We start from the raw sequence: 16321 nt of genomic DNA, 5'->3' as shown, positions 1-16321 counted from the left end.
GGGCGGCAGAAGATCGGGCGGCGTCGGACTGACGGTCAGATGACGGTCTTCCAGTAGTACCAGAAGTGCACCAGGATCAGCATGATGATCACGCCGTACCACAGCACCGGCACGACCCAGTGGAATTCCAGCACCAGGGCGCGGGCCTTGGCGGGGACCTTGATCAGGCCGTGCTTGATGTTGTGCACCGCCGTGTACCAGAACGTGGCGATGGTGACGATCCAGGCCAGGCAGCACCACAGGCAGACCGCGTTGATGTTGTAGATCGTCTGGTACTGGAGCCAGGAGATGAAGCCCACGCCGAACAGGCCGCCGGCCTGCAGGCCGTACCAGAACCAGGCTTTGTAGCGCGCGCCCGCGAACATGCCCATGGCCAGGGTCATCAGGACCGGGAAGGCGACCAGGCCGATGATCGGGTTCTGGAAGCCGAAGACATGTGCCTGGTCGCTCTGCATGACGTCGCCGCAGGAGATGACCGGGTTGAGGCTGCACGACAGGTGCAGCGTCTTGCCGTCGACCTTCGCCTGGAGCAGCCGGAACTTGTCATCCGTGATGATGAAGGAGGCGAGCAGGCCAAGCGCCCCACAGATCAGCAGGAGCCAGGCGAAGGGCTTGCCCGCCGCGATGCCGTCGGCGGGGCGCCGCTGCTCGCTCTCGCCGTCCGTTCGCGTCTCGTCCAGAGCGGAAGTCGTCATGATGGCCGATCTCTAGGTCCGTGGTGGGCGGGCACCCATTCATTGTGCACGAGCGCGGTCAGGTTGGAATAAGCCCGTACCGCCCTCGTACACGGATGAGGGGTTTACCCGAGCCGCTCCTTGACGGCCGCCACGATCCCGTCGAGCGGCACCGCCACCTGGTCGCCGCTTTCGAGGTCCTTGAGCTGCACCGCGCCCTCGGCCAGGTCCCGCTCGCCGGCGACCAGCGCGAAGCGGGCGCCGGAGCGGTTGGCCGACTTCATGGCGTTCTTCATGCCCTTGCCGCCGTAGGCGAAGTCCGCCGCGACGCCGGCCCTGCGCAGCGCGGTGACCGCGGTGAACAGCGCCCGCCGCGCCTCCTCGCCGAGCGGCACCGCGTAGACGTCGGTGACCGCCGGGAGCGCCAGGTCCACGCCCTCGGCCTTGAGCGCGAGCACCGTGCGGTCCACGCCGAGCGCCCAGCCGACCGACGGCAGCGACGGGCCGCCGATCATCTCCGACAGGCCGTCGTAGCGCCCGCCGCCGCCGATCGCGGACTGCGAGCCGAGCCCGTCGTGGACGAACTCGAAGGTGGTGCGGGTGTAGTAGTCCAGGCCGCGCACCAGCCGCGGGTCGTCCTCGTAGGCCACCCCGGCCGCGGCGAGCAGCTCGCGCACCTGCTCGTGGTAGGCCTTGCAGGCCTCGCACAGGTGGTCCACGATCAGCGGCGCCCCGGCGAGCTGGCGCTGGACGGACTCGCGCTTGTCGTCGAGCACCCGCAGCGGGTTGATGTCGATCCGGCGGCGGGTGTCCTCGTCCAGGTCCAGGCCGCGCAGGAAGTCCTGCAGTGCGGTCCGGTAGGCGGGGCGGCACTCCCGGTCGCCGAGCGAGTTCAGCAGCAGCCGGTAGCCGCTCAGGCCCAGCGAGCGGTACGCCTCGTCGGCCAGGATGATCAGCTCGGCGTCGAGCAGCGGGTCCTCGGCGCCGATCGCCTCCGCGCCGACCTGCGAGAAGTGCCGGTAGCGGCCGGCCTGCGGGCGCTCGTAGCGGTAGTAGGAGCCCGAGTACCAGAGCTTGACCGGCAGGTTGCCGGCCTTGTGCAGGTTGGCCTCAAGGGCCGCGCGCAGCACCGAGGCGGTGCCCTCGGGGCGCAGCGCGAGCTGCGTGCCGCCCTTGGTGGTGAGGGTGTACATCTCCTTGGTCACGATGTCGGTGGACTCGCCGACCCCGCGGGAGAACAGCTCGACGGTCTCGAAACCGGGGGTCTCGACATAGCCGTAGCCCGCGCGGCGGGCGGGTGCCGCGATCGCCTCGCGCACCGCGAGATATGTCGCCGAGTCGGGCGGCAGCAGGTCGTAGGTGCCCTTGGGGGCCTGGAACGTGCTCACGTCAGCAGTCGTCACAATCCTCGTCGCGGAGCCGCCGGGTGCGGGGCTCCTGAGCCGCGGGCCGCCTCGCCCAGATAGGGGTTGGCGGCGCGCTCGCGGCCGATGGTCGTCTGGGGGCCGTGTCCCGACAGCACCACGGTGGAGTCGTCGAGCGGCAGGCACACGCGGGCCAGCGACTCGTACAGCTCGGCCGTGGAGCCGCCGGGCAGGTCGGTGCGTCCGACGGAGCCGGCGAACAGCAGGTCGCCGGAGAACAGCACGGACGGGATGTCCGCGGCCTCCGGCAGCCGGAAGGTCACCGACCCCCTGGTATGGCCGGGCGCGTGCGCGACGGCGAATTCCAGGCCGGCCAGCGGCAGGGTGCCGCCGTCGGCCAGCTCCCGCAGGTCGTCGGGCTCGCCGACGGTCAACTCGCCGAGCAGCTGCTGCCCGATGGTCCCGCCGAGCGCCCCGTCCGGGTCGCTGAGCATGTAGCGGTCCTCGGGGTGGATCCAGGCGGGCACGTTCCGCGCGCCGCACACCGGGACCACCGAGGCGACATGGTCGACGTGCCCGTGGCTGAGGATGACCGCGACGGGCTTGAGGCGGTGCTTGGCGATGATGTCCTCGACGCCCTGGGTCGCGAGGTGGCCCGGGTCGATGATCACGCACTCCTCACCGGCGGCGGGGGCGACCACATAACAATTGGTCCCCCAGGCCCCGGCGGGGAACCCGGCAATGAGCACGTTCGTCCTTATGTCGTCCGCGAGCGGTCGGTGTCGGCTGTTCACGAGCCTACCGGCGAGCACATCGCGGTCGCGAACACGTATCGGGCGGGTATCGGCGCGTTGGCGGACTGGACTGGACCCGCCACAGGACGCCAAGATCTGCGCACACACCGTGCCGCGACGCGCGACCGCGTCGTGTGCGCACAGCAAACGCACAGCTCACACGGCCTGCGGCACAATACGCCACAGGGCGGCGGACACCGCACCAGACTCATCACACGGCAGACGACACGAGCGACCGGGAGACGGCGAAGTGGTCACCAAGGATCAGCGGCGGCGGCAGCTCGCCCGGGAGAAGTTCGAGCGGCAGCAGGCGCGCAGGGTGGATCACACCCGCAGGTCGCGGCGGCGCAACGCGGTGATCGCCGCGGTCATCGCGGTGGTGGTCGCCGCCGGCGGCACCGCGTGGGCGGCCGGCGCCTTCGACAGCGACAGCAAGAAGGACGACGCGGCGGGCGCCTCCCCGAGCGCGTCCGCGCCCACGACGCCCGCGGCGACGCACGCGGCCGACCCGTGCGAGAAGCCCGCCGCGGGCAGCCCCGGCACGGCGAAGTGGACGAAGGCGCCGGCGATGGCGGTCGACAAGAGCGCGAAGTACACCTTCACGCTGAAGACGACGTGCGGCGACATCCCGATCGCGCTGGACGCGGCGAAGGCGCCGGCGACGGTGAACTCGTTCAAGTTCCTCGCCGACAAGGGCTTCTTCGACCACACGCGCTGCCACCGGTTGACCACCAACGGCATTTTCGTGCTCCAGTGCGGCGACCCGACCGCGACGGGCAGCGGCGGCCCCGGCTACACCCTGCCGGACGAGAACCTGAAGGCCTTCGGCAAGGCCGACGCGCAGGGCTCGGTGACCTACCCGGCCGGCACCGTCGCGATGGCCAACAGCGGCCCGAACACCGGCGGCAGCCAGTTCTTCCTGGTCTACAAGGACAGCCCGTTGCAGCCCAACTACACTCCGTTCGGCACGATGAGCGCCGACGGCCTGAAGGTGCTGAACAAGATCGCCGCCGCGGGTGAGAACAGCGGCGGGCAGGGCGACGGCGCTCCGAACGCCACGGCCGTGATCAACAAGGCGACCGTCACCAAATCCTGATTCCCCCCGCATCGGATGCGGACAGCCGGGGCGATGGTCGCCTATGTTGGCGTTGGACCGGCCAGGGCGTACAGCCCGGCCGGAGAGACACTGTGGACGATGCCCGTCAGCCACCGGCCGGCAGGGCATCACGTGGAGGAGGCGCTGTGAGCAGCGACCCGTGGGGCCGCGTCGATGAGACGGGGACCGTGTACGTGCGTACGGCCGACGGGGAGAAGGAGGTCGGTTCGTGGCAGGCGGGCTCCCCCGCGGAGGCGCTCGCCTATTTCGAGCGCAAGTACGAGGGTCTCGTCGTGGAGATCGGCCTCCTGGAACGGCGGGTGCAGACCACCGACCTCGCCCCGAAGGAGGCGCTGGCGGCGATCGAGCACCTGCGGACCTCGGTGACCGAGGCCCACGCGGTGGGCGATCTCGCGGCGTTGGGGGCCCGGCTCGACGCGCTGGTGGTGCTGGTGGACTCCCGGCGCGAGGAGCGCCGGGTGGCCAGGGCCAAGCAGAGCGAGGAGGCCAAGGTCGCCAAGGAGCAACTGGTCGCCGAGGCCGAGCAGTTGGCCGAGAGCGAGCAGTGGCGCACCGCCGGTGAGCGGCTGCGGGCGCTGGTGGACACCTGGAAGGGCCTGCCGCGTCTGGACCGCAAGGCCGACGACGAGTTGTGGCACCGCTTCAGCCATGCCCGTTCGGTCTTCTCCAAGCGCCGCAAGGCGCACTTCGCGTCGCTCGACGCGCAGCGCGAGGAGGCGCGGCGGACCAAGGAGAAGCTGGTCACCGAGGCGCTGGCGCTGTCGGACTCGACGGACTGGGGGCCGACTGCGGCCCGCTACCGGGAGTTGATGACGGAGTGGAAGGCGGCCGGGCGCGCGCAGCGCGAGGCCGAGGACGACCTGTGGAATCGTTTCCGCGGTGCGCAGGACGTCTTCTTCGCCGCCCGCGCCGACGCCTTCGCCGAGCGCGACGGCGAGCAGCGGGACAACCTGGCGGCCAAGGAGCAGCTGGTCGTCGAGGCGGAGAAGCTGCTGCCGGTGACCGACCTCAAGGCGGCGCGGGCCGCCTTCCGGACGATCAACGAGCGCTGGGAGGCCATCGGCCATGTGCCGCGGGACGCCCGGCCGCGTATCGAGGGCCGGATGCACACCGTGGAGCGGGCGCTGGCGGACTCCGAGGAGGCCGAGTGGCGGCGCACCAACCCCGAGGTGCGGGCGAGGGCGGCGGGTCTGACCGGTCAGCTCCAGGCGGCCGTCGACAAGCTGCGCGACCAGGTCGACGCGGCGCGCTCCGCGGGCAACACGGCGAAGGCCGACAAGCTCGCGGCCGAGCTCGAAGGGCGCCAGGCGCTGCTGGACCAGGCGCTCAAGGGCCTGCAGGAGTTCGGCGGCTAGACCCGTACCGCAGAGCGGCCCCGGCACCTGCGTGCCGGGGCCGCTCGCGTCTGCGCGGCGCTGCCGCGCCGGGGCGGCCTACCGCTGGCGGCCCGAGGTGACGCGGTAGACGTCGTAGACGCCCTCGACGCCGCGGACGGCCTTCAGGACGTGGCCCAGGTGCTTGGGGTCGCCCATCTCGAAGGTGAAGCGTGAGGTGGCGACCCGGTCGCGGGAGGTCTGGACGGCCGCGGACAGGATGTTGACGTGCTGGTCGGACAGCACCCGGGTGACGTCCGACAGCAGCCGGGAGCGGTCGAGCGCCTCGACCTGGATGGCGACCAGGAAGACCGACGACTGGGTGGGCGCCCACTCGACGTCGATGATCCGCTCGGGCTGCTGGGACAGCGAGTCCACGTTGACGCAGTCCGCGCGGTGCACCGACACCCCGTTGCCCCGGGTGACGAAGCCGATGATCGGGTCGCCGGGGACCGGGGTGCAGCAGCGCGACAGCTTGACCCACACGTCGCTGGCGCCCTTGACCACGACCCCGGGGTCGGCATTGGCCCGGCGCTTGCTGCGGCCGGGCGACGGGGCGGTGATCTCCTCGACGTCCTCGGTCGCGCCCTCCTCGCCGCCGAGCGCGTCGACCAGCTTCTGCACCACGGACTGGGCGGTGATGTGGCCCTCGCCGATCGCCGCGTACAGCGCGGAGATGTCGGGATAGCGCATCTCGTGCGCCAGGGTGACCAGCGAGTCACCGGTCAGCACCCGCTGGATCGGCAGGTTCTGCTTGCGCATGGCCCGCGCGATGGCGTCCTTGCCGTGCTCGACGGCCTCCTCGCGGCGCTCCTTGGAGAACCAGGCGCGGATCTTGTTGCGGGCCCGCGGCGACTTGACGAAGCCGAGCCAGTCGCGGGACGGTCCGGCGCCGGCCGCCTTGGAGGTGAAGACCTCGACCAGGTCGCCGTTGTCCAGGGTGGACTCCAGCGGGACCAGCCGGCCGTTGACCCGGGCGCCTATCGTGCGGTGGCCGACCTCGGTGTGCACCGCGTAGGCGAAGTCCACCGGGGTCGCACCGGCCGGCAGCGCTATGACGTCGCCCTTGGGCGTGAAGACGAAGACCTCGCTCTGCGACAGGTCGAAGCGCAGCGACTCCAGGAACTCGCCCGGGTCCTCGGTCTCCTTCTGCCAGTCGAGCAGCTGGCGCAGCCACGCCATGTCGTTGACCGCGTCGTCCTTCTTGTCCGAGCGCGGGCTGTCGGTGCGCACCTTGGACGCCCCGGCGACGGCCTCCTGCTTGTACTTCCAGTGCGCGGCGATGCCGTACTCGGCGCGGCGGTGCATGTCGAACGTGCGGATCTGCAGCTCGACGGGCTTGCCGCTGGGTCCGATCACCGTGGTGTGCAGCGACTGGTACATGTTGAACTTCGGCATCGCGATGTAGTCCTTGAACCGGCCGGGGACCGGATTCCACCGCGCGTGGATCGTGCCGAGCGCCGCGTAGCAGTCCCTGACCGTGTCGACCAGCACCCGGATGCCGACCAGGTCGTAGATCTCCGCGAAGTCCCTGCCGCGGACGATCATCTTCTGGTAGACGCTGTAGTAGTGCTTGGGCCGGCCGGTGACGGTGGCCTTGATACGGGCCGACCGCAGGTCCTGCTGGACCTGGTCGGTGACCACGGCCAGGTATTCGTCCCGCTTGGGTGCGCGCTCGGCGACCAGCCGGACGATCTCGTCGTACATCTTGGGGTAGAGGATGGCGAAGGCCAGGTCCTCCAGCTCCCACTTGATGGTGTTCATGCCCAGCCGGTGGGCCAGCGGGGCGTAGATCTCCAGGGTCTCGCGGGCCTTCTTCTCCTGCTTGTCCCGCTTCAGGTAGCGCATCGTGCGCATGTTGTGCAGCCGGTCGGCGAGCTTGATGACCAGCACCCGGGGGTCCTTGGCCATGGCGACGACCATCTTGCGGACCGTCTCGGCCTGCGCGGCCTCGCCGAACTTGACCTTGTCCAGCTTGGTGACGCCGTCCACCAGCAGCGCGACCTGGTCGCCGAAGTCCCTGCGCAGCTGGTCGAGGCCGTACTCGGTGTCCTCGACGGTGTCGTGCAGCAGCCCGGCCATCAGGGTGGCGGGGTCCATGCCCAGCTCGGCCAGGATGGTGGTGACGGCCAGCGGGTGGGTGATGTACGGATCGCCGCTCTTGCGCTTCTGGCCGCGGTGCCAGCGCTCGGCGACCTGGTAGGCGCTCTCGATCTGCCGCAGTTGCGCGCTGTCGCCCTTGGGGTCGTTGCCCCGCACGACCCGCAGCAGCGGTTCGAGGACCGGGTTGTACGGGCTGGAGCGCTGCACGCCGAGCCGGGCCAGCCGGGCGCGGACACGGCTGGAGGAGGCGCCCGGGCGGGTCGGCGCGACACTGCCCGGGGTGCGCACCGGCCGGACGGCGGGGGCGCCGGGCTTGGGCTCGGACTCCGCGGTGGCGGCCTCAGCGGGCGTGCCGGTGCCGCGCGCGGCCGGTTCCGTACCGCCCGCGGCGTCGAGTGGCTGAGGCTTGTCTGGCAAGAGCGCTCCTCGTGCGGGTAGGACTCCCATGGTATCGACCTGCGCCGACACCGGGGCGCGCGGAGTCCCCTGGCGCCCCCGGCGCGGGGCCGGCGGGGCCGCTGGGACGCCTGCGCCGCCCGTAGCGCCCCGCAGGGGCGTGCGGGGCGCCCGGGGAGGGCGAGAGCCGCCGGGGCGCCCCGGACGCCCTTGCAGGGCCGCGGGCGGGCCGGTGTCAGATCGTGACGAGTGCGTCCAGGGGGGTGTCGCCCAGGGCCGGCAGCAGCCGCTCGCGGCCGCCGAGGAAGGTCAGCTCCAGCAGCACCGCCACTCCGGCGAGGGTGGCGCCGGTGCGGCGCACCAGCTCCAGGCAGGCCTCCGCGGTGCCGCCGGTGGCCAGCACGTCGTCGATCACCAGCACCCGGTCGTCGGGCGCGAAGGCGTCGGTGTGCACCTCGATCTCGGCGGTGCCGTACTCCAGCTGGTAGGCCTGCCCGTGGGTGTCGCCGGGCAGCTTGCCCGCCTTGCGCACCGGGACGAAGCCGAGGCCGGCGCGGGCGGCCGCCGGGGCGGCCAGGATGAAGCCGCGCGCTTCGAGGCCGACTACCTTGGTGGCGCCGCGCTCGGCGCACAGCGCGGCCAGCGCGTCCACCAGGGCGCCGAAGGCCTCCGCGTCGGCCAGCAGCGGGGTGATGTCCTTGAACATCACGCCGGGCTCCGGGTAGTCCGGTACGTCCCTGATGTGGGCGAGCAGCAGCTCGCGCAGTTCGGCGGACGCGGTCCGCGTGGTGGTCATCGCGCTTTTTCCCTCGGCTTCCTGTTGGACGTCTCCCCCGGCATTGTCCCCCGTACGGCACGCACGAGCCGCCCGGCCGTGACGGCCGGGCGGCTCGGATGCCTGCCTGTGCTGCTCAGCCCGTGCTCAGCGCCGCTTGCCCGAGGGCCGGTTCCTGCCGCGGCTGCCGCGGCCGGTCGGCTGGGTGCGCGGGCTGCGCGCGGCGCCCTGGCCGCGGGGGGCGACCACGCCGGCCGCCGCTGTCGCGGTGGCCTCGTCGCCGTCCTCCGGGCCTTCTGCGTCGTCACCGACCGCGTCCTGCGGGTCCTCGCCGCGCGCCTCGGCCTCCCGGGCCTTCTGCGCGTCGGACGCCCGCTTGGCCAGCACCCGCTTGTGCAGGGACCGCATCTGCGGCTCGCGCTCCTTGAGGTCCGCCACGATCGGGGTCGCGATGAAGATCGAGGAGTAGGCGCCGGCGGTGAGGCCGACGAACAGCGCGAGCGCGATGTCGTTGAGGACACCGGCGCCGAGCAGGCCGCCGCCGATGAACAGCAGCGCGGCGACCGGCAGCAGCGCCACCACGGTGGTGTTGATCGACCGCACCAGGGTGCCGTTGAGGCTGCGGTTGGCGAACTCGCTGTACGTCCGCTGGTTCTGCTTGGTGATGCCCTTGGTGGCTTCCTTGAGACCGTCGAAGACGACGACGGTGTCGTAGAGGGAGTAACCGAGGATGGTGAGCAGGCCGATCACCGTGCCGGGGGTGACCTCGAAGCCGACGATCGCGTAGACGCCGGTGGTGATGGTGATGTCGTGCAGCAGCGCGACCAGCGCCGCCGCGGCCATCCGCCACTCGAAGGCGATCGCCAGGTAGATGACCACCAGCACCAGGAAGATGATCAGGCCCTTGAGGGCCTTCTGGGAGATCTCCTTGCCCCAGCTGGGGCCGACGATCTCCGCGTCGATCTTCGACGGCGTCATCTTGAGGTCGCCGGCGATCTTCTGCTGGACGTCCTTCGAGGTCTGCGTCGTGATGTCGCTGACCTGGATGCGCAGGCCGCCGTTGCCCAGCTTCTGGATGGTGGCGTGGTGGCCCGCGGTGTCGCCGGCGATCTTGTCCTGCGCGTCGCTGACCGAGATCGAGGTCTTGGGCGTGGTGAAGACCGCGCCGCCGGAGAACTCGATGCCGAGCTTGAGGCCGTTCACCAGCAGGCCGACGACCGCGGCGACCGTGATCAGGATCGAGACCCCGTACCAGAGCTTGCGCTTGCCCACGAAGTCGTAGCTGACCTCGCCGCGGTGCAGCCGGTGACCGAGAGTGCCGAGCTTGGACATCAGGCTTCCTTCGTCTCGGAGCTGTTGGTACGGCGGACGCGGCGCAGCGGCGCCTTGACTCCGAGGCTCTTCGGGTCGAGACCGGACCACCTGTGGCCCTGGGCGAAGAACTTGCGGCGAGCCAGGATCGTCATCAGCGGCATGGTGAACAGGAACACCACCGCGACGTCGAGCAGGGTCGTCAGACCCAGCGTGAAGGCGAAGCCGCGGACCTTGCCGACGGTCACCACGTAGAGGACCGCGGCGGCCAGGAAGGACACGAAGTCCGACACCAGGATGGTGCGCCGGGCGCGCGGCCAGCCGCGGGCCACCGCCGGTTGCAGCGACCTGCCCTCACGCAGCTCGTCCCTTATCCGTTCGAAGAACACGATGAAGGAGTCGGCGGTGATACCGATGGCCACGATGGCGCCGGCGACCGCCGGCAGGTTCAGCGCGAAGCCGATGGCCCGGCCGAGCAGGCACATGATCGTGTACGTCAGCGCGGCCGACGTCATGAGGCTCGCGATGGCCACGAAGCTCAGTCCGCGGTAGTAGGCGAACATGTAGAGCACGACCAGCGCCAGGCCGACGGCGCCGGCGATCAGGCCGCCGTGCAGCTGCTCGCCGCCGAGCGCGGCCGAGACCGTGGTGATGTCGGAGGTCTGGAAGGCCAGCGGCAGCGAGCCGTACTTCAGCACGTTGGCCAGGTCCTCGGCCTCGTTCTGCTTGAAGCTGCCGGAGATCTGGGCGCTGCCGCCGGGCAGTGCCTCGTGCACCGAGGGCGCGGACTCGACATTGCCGTCGAGGTCGATCGCGAAGCGGTTGTTCGGGTCGGCCTGGCTCGCGAGGTCACCGGTGACCTTGGTGAACTGGCCGGAGCCCTTGGAGTCGAAGGTCAGGTTCACCACCCAGCCGTTGCCCTGCTGGGTGTCGAAGGAGGCGTTGGCACCCGAGACGCGCTTGCCGTCGATCAGGGAGGGGCCCAGCACGTACTTCTGCCAGATGCCGCCCTCCCTGCCGCAGGCGATGACCTTCTGGGTGGGCTTGGCGCCCTCGGTGATGGCGGCCCGCTGCTTGTCGTCGGCGCAGTTGAGCGCGGTGAACTTGGCCTGCATGTCGGCCGGGACCGACACGTCGGCGCCGCCGGTCGCGGTGCCCGGGGCGGTGGTGCCCGGGTCGGTCGCGGGCGCGGTGGCCGTCGGCAGCGGGGTGGGCGCCTTGGCCACGCTGGAGGTCAGCGCGCCGGTGACGGCGCGGCCCTGTGCGCTGGAGCTGGCGGACGGGGTGCCCGAGGGGGTGGCGGTGGACTTCGGCGTCGTCGTGCTGCCGGGGGTCGACGACGGGGTGCCGGAGGGGGTGACGCTGCCCGTCGCGGACGGGGTCGGCGTCGGCTTGGCCGCCGGCTGCCCGATGTCCGCGGCGAGCACCTGGCGGAAGAACAGCTGCGCCGTGGTGCCGACCTGCTTCTCCGCCTGGTCGGCGTTGGTGCCCTTGGGGATGTTGACGATGATGTTCTTCGATCCCTCGGTCTGCACCTCCGCCTCTGAGACACCCAGCCCGTTGACGCGGTTGTTGATGATGCTGACCGCGGTGTTCATGTTCGCCTTGGTCACCGCGCTGCCCTGGTTGGGCTTGGCGGTCAGCGTGATGCTGACGCCGCCCGCCAGGTCGATGCCCAGCCGGGGTGTGGTGTCCCCGGAGAGAAACATGCCTCCGGTCATCGCCACCAGGGCGATGAGGATCACGGCCAGAGCGCGCTCGGGGTATCCCTGACCCCCCGAGAACCTGCGGCCCTTCTTGGCTGCTGCCACCTTCTTGTTTCTCCCTGTCCTACCGCACCGGAGCCTGCGCGCTCACGGGTGGTGACGAGTGTTGCGCGAACCGGACCCTACTTGGGGGTCGAGCCGGTGCTGCCCAGCCCCGACCCGTCCTCGGTCTTCTTCAGCTCCACACGGTCCTCATCCGGCTCCTGGGCGTCGTGGTCCGTCACGGCGGTCTCGCCGGTCACCGCGGCGGCGGTGTGCCCGTCGGTCTCCAGGGCCTCGTCCGCGGTCTCGGCGTCGTCCTCGGTGTCCTCCGGCTCGATGCCGTGCACGATCCGGTTGAACTCCTGCTCACTGAGGACGGTCGAGATCGCGCCCTTGGTGAAGTGCGCGTGTACGCCGTCCGTGAGCTCCAGGAGGATCGTCTCCTCGTTGACCTCCTTCACCACGGCGTACATGCCGCCGATGGTGCGGACGCCGGAGCCGGGCTCCATCTTGTTGCGCATCTCCAGGGCCTGGCGCTGCTTGCTCTTGGCCGACCTGGTCATGAGCAGCATGCCGCCGATGAGGACGATGAAGATGAGGATCAGGGGATTCACGGTGGGGCGTTCCTTCGCACGGCCAACGGTGGCTGGCCTGGGTTTCGGGATGTGAGTGCCGATCCGGAGGAAGGGCGTCGGCGGAGTCTAAGCTCTGGCTCGCCGCTGGAACAACGCCAAGGATGGCACCGAGGTTCCTGAACCGACGAGTCCGACCGCGTCACGGACCGAACAGCCCGGTCTGTCCCGGTCCCGTACCCGGCCCCGCTCCCCCACTGTGCTGTGGGGGTACGAGTCCCAGGTGCGACCATGCCGCGGCGGTGGCCACCCGACCCCGGGGGGTGCGGGCCAAGAGCCCCTCCCGTACCAGGAAGGGCTCGGCCACCTCCTCCACAGTCTCACGCTCCTCCCCCACAGCGACGGCAAGTGTGGACAAACCCACAGGACCGCCGCCAAAAAGGGTCAGAAGAGCGCGCAATACCGCACGGTCCAGCCGGTCCAGGCCGCGGGCGTCGACCTCATAGACCTCAAGGGCCCTGGCCGCGGTCTGCCTGGTCACCATCCCGTCGGCTCTGACCTGCGCATAGTCCCGCACCCTGCGCAGCAGCCGGTTGGCGATCCGCGGGGTGCCGCGGGAGCGCCCGGCGATCTCGGCGGCGCCGCCGGTGTCCACTGCCACGTCGAGCAGGCCGGCCGAGCGGTGGATCACCCTTTCCAGCTCGGCGGGGGCGTAGAACTCCATGTGCCCGGTGAAGCCGAAGCGGTCCCGCAGCGGCGGCGGCAGCAGCCCGGCCCTGGTGGTGGCGCCGACCAGGGTGAAGGGCGGCAGTTCCAGCGGGATCGCGGTGGCGCCCGGGCCCTTGCCGACGATCACGTCGACCCGGAAGTCCTCCATGGCCATGTACAGCATCTCCTCGGCCGGGCGGGACATCCGGTGGATCTCGTCGAGGAAGAGCACCTCGCCCTCGGCGAGCGAGGACAGGATGGCCGCCAGGTCGCCGGCGTGCTGGATCGCGGGGCCCGAGGTGATCCTGATCGGGACGCCCATCTCGGCCGCGATGATCATCGACAGCGTCGTCTTGCCCAGGCCGGGGGCGCCGGAGAGCAGGACGTGGTCGGCGGTGCCGCCGCGCTGGCGTGCGGCCTTCAGCACCAGGTCGAGCTGCTCGCGGACCCGCTCCTGGCCGACGAACTCGCCCAGGTCCTTGGGCCGCAGCGCGGCCTCGACGGCCTGGTCGTCGCTGTCGGCCGCGGCGCCGAGCAGGCGGTCGGGTGCGGCTGGTGCGGCGTCGTCCCAGTTCATGGAAGGTCTCTCGGGTCAGCGGCGGTCGGGTCGGTGGCGGCTCTGGCGGAGGCGGGGTGCCGGTCAGCGGGTGCGGTTGAGTGACTGCAGGGCGCTGCGCAGCAGGGCGCCGACGTTCGGCTCGGCCGCGGCCTCGGCCTGCGGGGTGACGGTGGCGACGGCCTCGTCCGCCTCGCGGGCGGCATAGCCGAGGCCGAGCAGCGCCGCGTGCAGCTGCTCGCGCCAGGACGGGGCGGCCTGGCCTGCGGCGGTGACCGCACTTGCGCCGCCGAGCGGGGCGCCGAGCCGGTCCTTCAGTTCGAGCAGCAGCCGCTGCGCGCCCTTCTTGCCGATGCCGGGCACGGCGGTGAGCGCCTTCTCGTCGCCGGTGGCGACCGCGGCCCGCAGCGCGTCGGGCGCGTGCACGGCCAGCATCGTCTGGGCGAGCCGCGGGCCGACGCCGCTGACGGTCTGCAGCAGCTCGAAGACCTGCCGCTCGTCGTCGTCGGCGAAGCCGTAGAGGGTGAGCGAGTCCTCCCTGACCACCAGGGAGGTGGCCAGCCGGGCGGGCTTGCCGATCCGCAGCGCGGCCAGCGTGTTCGGCGCGCACTGCACGGCCATGCCGACGCCGCCGACCTCGATGACGGCGGTGTCGGGGGCGAGGGCGGCGACCTGGCCGCTGACGAAGGCGATCACGTGGCGGACTCCCGGTTGCGTACGGCGGCGGTGCGGGCGGCCGCGGGTGCGGCGCCCCGGCTGCGGGCCGCGGCGGTCTGGGCGGCGACGGCCTGCCGCAGCCGGTCGGTGGCGGGGCCGCGCCAGATGTGGCAGATGGCCAGCGCGAGCGCGTCGGCGGCGTCCGCGGGCTTGGGCGGCGCGTCCAGCCGCAGCAGCCGGGTGACCATCGCCCCGACCTGCGCCTTGTCGGCCCGGCCGCTGCCGGTGACGGCGGCCTTGACCTCGCTGGGGGTGTGCAGGTGGACGGGCAGGCCGCGGCGGGCGGCGCACAGGATGGCGACCGCGCTGGCCTGGGCGGTGCCCATCACGGTGCGCACATTGTGCTGGCTGAACACCCGCTCCACGGCGACCGCCTCGGGCCGGTGCTCGTCGAGCCAGGCGTCGATGCCCTGCTCGATCAGCACCAGCCGCTCGCCGATCGGCGCGTCGGCCGGGGTCCGCACGACGCCGACGCCGGCCATCGTCAGCGGGCGGCCGGCGGTGCCGTCCACCACACCGATACCGCACCGGGTCAGCCCCGGGTCCACGCCGAGCACCCGCACCGCGCCCCCTCCTCGCCACCGCTGACCGCACCACCGTCGGTCCCACCTGGAGATTAGCCGGTCGCACCGACAACGAGGGCGGGCACGGCGGGGGATGTCCCGCCGGCCCGCCCTCGTACGGCGAGTTGACGACCGTCAGGCGTCGACCTTCTCCATGACCTCGTCGGAGACGTCGAAGTTCGCGAAGACGTTCTGCACGTCGTCGCTGTCCTCCAGCGCGTCGATCAGCTTGAAGATCCTGCGGGCGCCGTCCTCGTCCAGCTCGACCTGCATGGTCGGCAGGAAGTTGGCGTCGGCCGAGTCGTAGTCGATGCCCGCCTCCTGCAGCGCCTTGCGCACCGGCACCAGGTCGGTGGCCTCGCTGATCACCTCGTAGGACTCGCCGAGGTCGTTGACCTCCTCGGCGCCGGCGTCCAGGACCGCGCCGAGCACGTCGTCCTCGCCCAGCTCGCCCTTGGGGACGATCACCACGCCCTTGCGGTTGAACAGGTACGACACCGAGCCCGGGTCGGCCATCGATCCGCCGTTGCGGGTCATGGCGACGCGGACGTCGGAGGCCGCGCGGTTGCGGTTGTCGGTCAGGCACTCGATGAGGACCGCGACGCCGTTCGGGCCGTAGCCCTCGTACATGATCGTCTGGTAGTCGGCGCCGCCCGCCTCAAGACCGGCACCGCGCTTGACCGCGCTGTCGATGTTCTTGTTCGGGACCGAGCTCTTCTTCGCCTTCTGGATGGCGTCGAAGAGCGTCGGGTTGCCGTCGGGGTCGGCGCCACCGGTCCTGGCCGCGACCTCGATGTTCTTGATCAGCTTCGCGAAGAGCTTGCCGCGCTTGGCATCGATCACGGCCTTCTTGTGCTTCGTCGTAGCCCATTTAGAGTGGCCGGACATCCGACAGTCTCCTTCGCGTCACCCAGTGCTGTTCTTCGTCGCGCGGTCGATCCTACCGGGATCCGCTCAGCCCGCGGCGCGCACGGCGGCCACGAAGAGTTCATGCACCCGGTGGTCGCCGGTCAGCTCCGGGTGGAAGGACGTGGCGAGCACGTTGCCCTGCCGGACGGCGACGATGTGGCCGCCGTATTCGGCCAGGACCCGGACCCGCGCGCCCACCGACTCGACCCAGGGCGCCCTGATGAAGACGCCCTCGACCGGGCCGCCGTCGACGCCGGAGACGTCGACGGCCGCCTCGAAGGACTCGTTCTGCCGCCCGAAGGCGTTGCGGCGGACGATCATGTCGATGCCGCCGAAGGTCTCCTGGCTCGACCTGGGGTCCAGGATCTTGTCGGCCAGCATGATCATCCCGGCGCAGGTGCCGTAGACCGGCAGGCCGCCGCGGACGGCCTCGCGCAGCGGCTCCATCACCCCGAAGAGCACCGCCAGCTTGGAGATGGTGGTGGACTCGCCGCCGGGTATGACCAGGCCGTCGAGCCCGGCCAGCTCCTCGGGGCGGCGGACCGGGCCGGCCGCGGCGCCCGCCGCGGCCAGCGCCGTGAGGTGTTCGCGTACGTCGCCCTGCAGGGCGAGCACGCCGACGGTGGGACGGGTCATCGGTG

The 16321-nt window shown here is 71.3% G+C and carries 15 protein-coding genes; 2 read left to right on the top strand and 13 right to left on the bottom strand.

The features are described 5' to 3' along the window. Nucleotides 1–35 precede the first annotated feature (35 nt). From OG900_34185 to OG900_34175, 3 genes are all read right to left on the bottom strand, one after another. Nucleotides 36–695 carry a vitamin K epoxide reductase family protein gene (locus tag OG900_34185; GenBank protein WUH94702.1) on the bottom strand — a complete coding sequence of 220 codons (660 nt, stop codon included), beginning with the start codon at nucleotides 693–695 and terminating at the stop codon, nucleotides 36–38. Between the two features lie 104 nt (nucleotides 696–799). Beyond that, nucleotides 800–2062 carry a histidine--tRNA ligase gene (gene hisS, locus OG900_34180; GenBank protein ID WUH94701.1) on the bottom strand — a complete coding sequence of 421 codons (1263 nt, stop codon included), beginning with the start codon at nucleotides 2060–2062 and terminating at the stop codon, nucleotides 800–802. An 11-nt stretch (nucleotides 2063–2073) separates the two neighbouring features. Further along, nucleotides 2074–2787 carry an MBL fold metallo-hydrolase gene (locus OG900_34175; protein WUH94700.1) on the bottom strand — a complete coding sequence of 238 codons (714 nt, stop codon included), beginning with the start codon at nucleotides 2785–2787 and terminating at the stop codon, nucleotides 2074–2076. Between the two features lie 295 nt (nucleotides 2788–3082). Between OG900_34175 and OG900_34170 the strand changes: the two genes are divergently transcribed. Both OG900_34170 and OG900_34165 read left to right on the top strand, forming a co-directional pair. After that, entirely contained in the window at nucleotides 3083–3928 is an 846-nt protein-coding gene (locus OG900_34170; protein ID WUH94699.1) for a peptidylprolyl isomerase, read from the top strand. 146 nt (nucleotides 3929–4074) lie between these two features. Continuing rightward, entirely contained in the window at nucleotides 4075–5304 is a 1230-nt protein-coding gene (locus OG900_34165) for a DUF349 domain-containing protein (GenBank protein WUH94698.1), read from the top strand. 78 nt (nucleotides 5305–5382) lie between these two features. Here OG900_34165 and OG900_34160 read toward each other — a convergent pair whose 3' ends face one another. The 10 genes from OG900_34160 to pdxT form a co-directional block, all read right to left on the bottom strand. Beyond that, nucleotides 5383–7842, bottom strand: a complete 2460-nt coding sequence (locus OG900_34160) for a RelA/SpoT family protein (GenBank protein ID WUH94697.1) — start codon at nucleotides 7840–7842, stop codon at nucleotides 5383–5385. A gap of 214 nt (nucleotides 7843–8056) precedes the next feature. Next, nucleotides 8057–8617, bottom strand: a complete 561-nt coding sequence (locus tag OG900_34155; protein ID WUH94696.1) for an adenine phosphoribosyltransferase — start codon at nucleotides 8615–8617, stop codon at nucleotides 8057–8059. 126 nt (nucleotides 8618–8743) lie between these two features. Further along, nucleotides 8744–9928, bottom strand: a complete 1185-nt coding sequence (gene secF, locus OG900_34150) for a protein translocase subunit SecF (GenBank protein ID WUH94695.1) — start codon at nucleotides 9926–9928, stop codon at nucleotides 8744–8746. Next, nucleotides 9928–11718 (bottom strand): protein translocase subunit SecD, encoded by a 1791-nt coding sequence (secD, locus tag OG900_34145; GenBank protein ID WUH94694.1) that lies wholly within the window; start codon nucleotides 11716–11718, stop codon nucleotides 9928–9930. The genes secF and secD overlap by 1 nt, the downstream gene beginning before the upstream one ends. A gap of 77 nt (nucleotides 11719–11795) precedes the next feature. Continuing rightward, nucleotides 11796–12269, bottom strand: a complete 474-nt coding sequence (yajC, locus tag OG900_34140; protein ID WUH94693.1) for a preprotein translocase subunit YajC — start codon at nucleotides 12267–12269, stop codon at nucleotides 11796–11798. Between the two features lie 160 nt (nucleotides 12270–12429). Next, nucleotides 12430–13512 (bottom strand): Holliday junction branch migration DNA helicase RuvB, encoded by a 1083-nt coding sequence (gene ruvB / locus OG900_34135; protein WUH94692.1) that lies wholly within the window; start codon nucleotides 13510–13512, stop codon nucleotides 12430–12432. 63 nt (nucleotides 13513–13575) lie between these two features. Next, complete coding sequence (ruvA, locus tag OG900_34130) at nucleotides 13576–14187, bottom strand: Holliday junction branch migration protein RuvA (GenBank protein ID WUH94691.1); 612 nt, start codon at nucleotides 14185–14187, stop codon at nucleotides 13576–13578. Beyond that, nucleotides 14184–14771, bottom strand: a complete 588-nt coding sequence (gene ruvC, locus OG900_34125) for a crossover junction endodeoxyribonuclease RuvC (protein ID WUH94690.1) — start codon at nucleotides 14769–14771, stop codon at nucleotides 14184–14186. Before ruvC ends, ruvA begins: the two co-directional genes overlap by 4 nt. A 135-nt stretch (nucleotides 14772–14906) precedes the next feature. Beyond that, nucleotides 14907–15659, bottom strand: a complete 753-nt coding sequence (locus OG900_34120; protein ID WUH94689.1) for a YebC/PmpR family DNA-binding transcriptional regulator — start codon at nucleotides 15657–15659, stop codon at nucleotides 14907–14909. A gap of 66 nt (nucleotides 15660–15725) precedes the next feature. Next, on the bottom strand, nucleotides 15726–16316 hold the full coding sequence (gene pdxT, locus OG900_34115) for a pyridoxal 5'-phosphate synthase glutaminase subunit PdxT (GenBank protein ID WUH94688.1): 591 nt from the start codon (nucleotides 16314–16316) through the stop codon (nucleotides 15726–15728). Nucleotides 16317–16321 lie beyond the last annotated feature (5 nt).

It is taken from the genome of Streptomyces sp. NBC_00433, from assembly GCA_036015235.1.
Lineage (GTDB): Bacteria > Actinomycetota > Actinomycetes > Streptomycetales > Streptomycetaceae > Actinacidiphila.
Note: the sequence above shows the minus strand (reverse complement) of the source record. Positions and strands in the feature narration are given on the sequence as shown.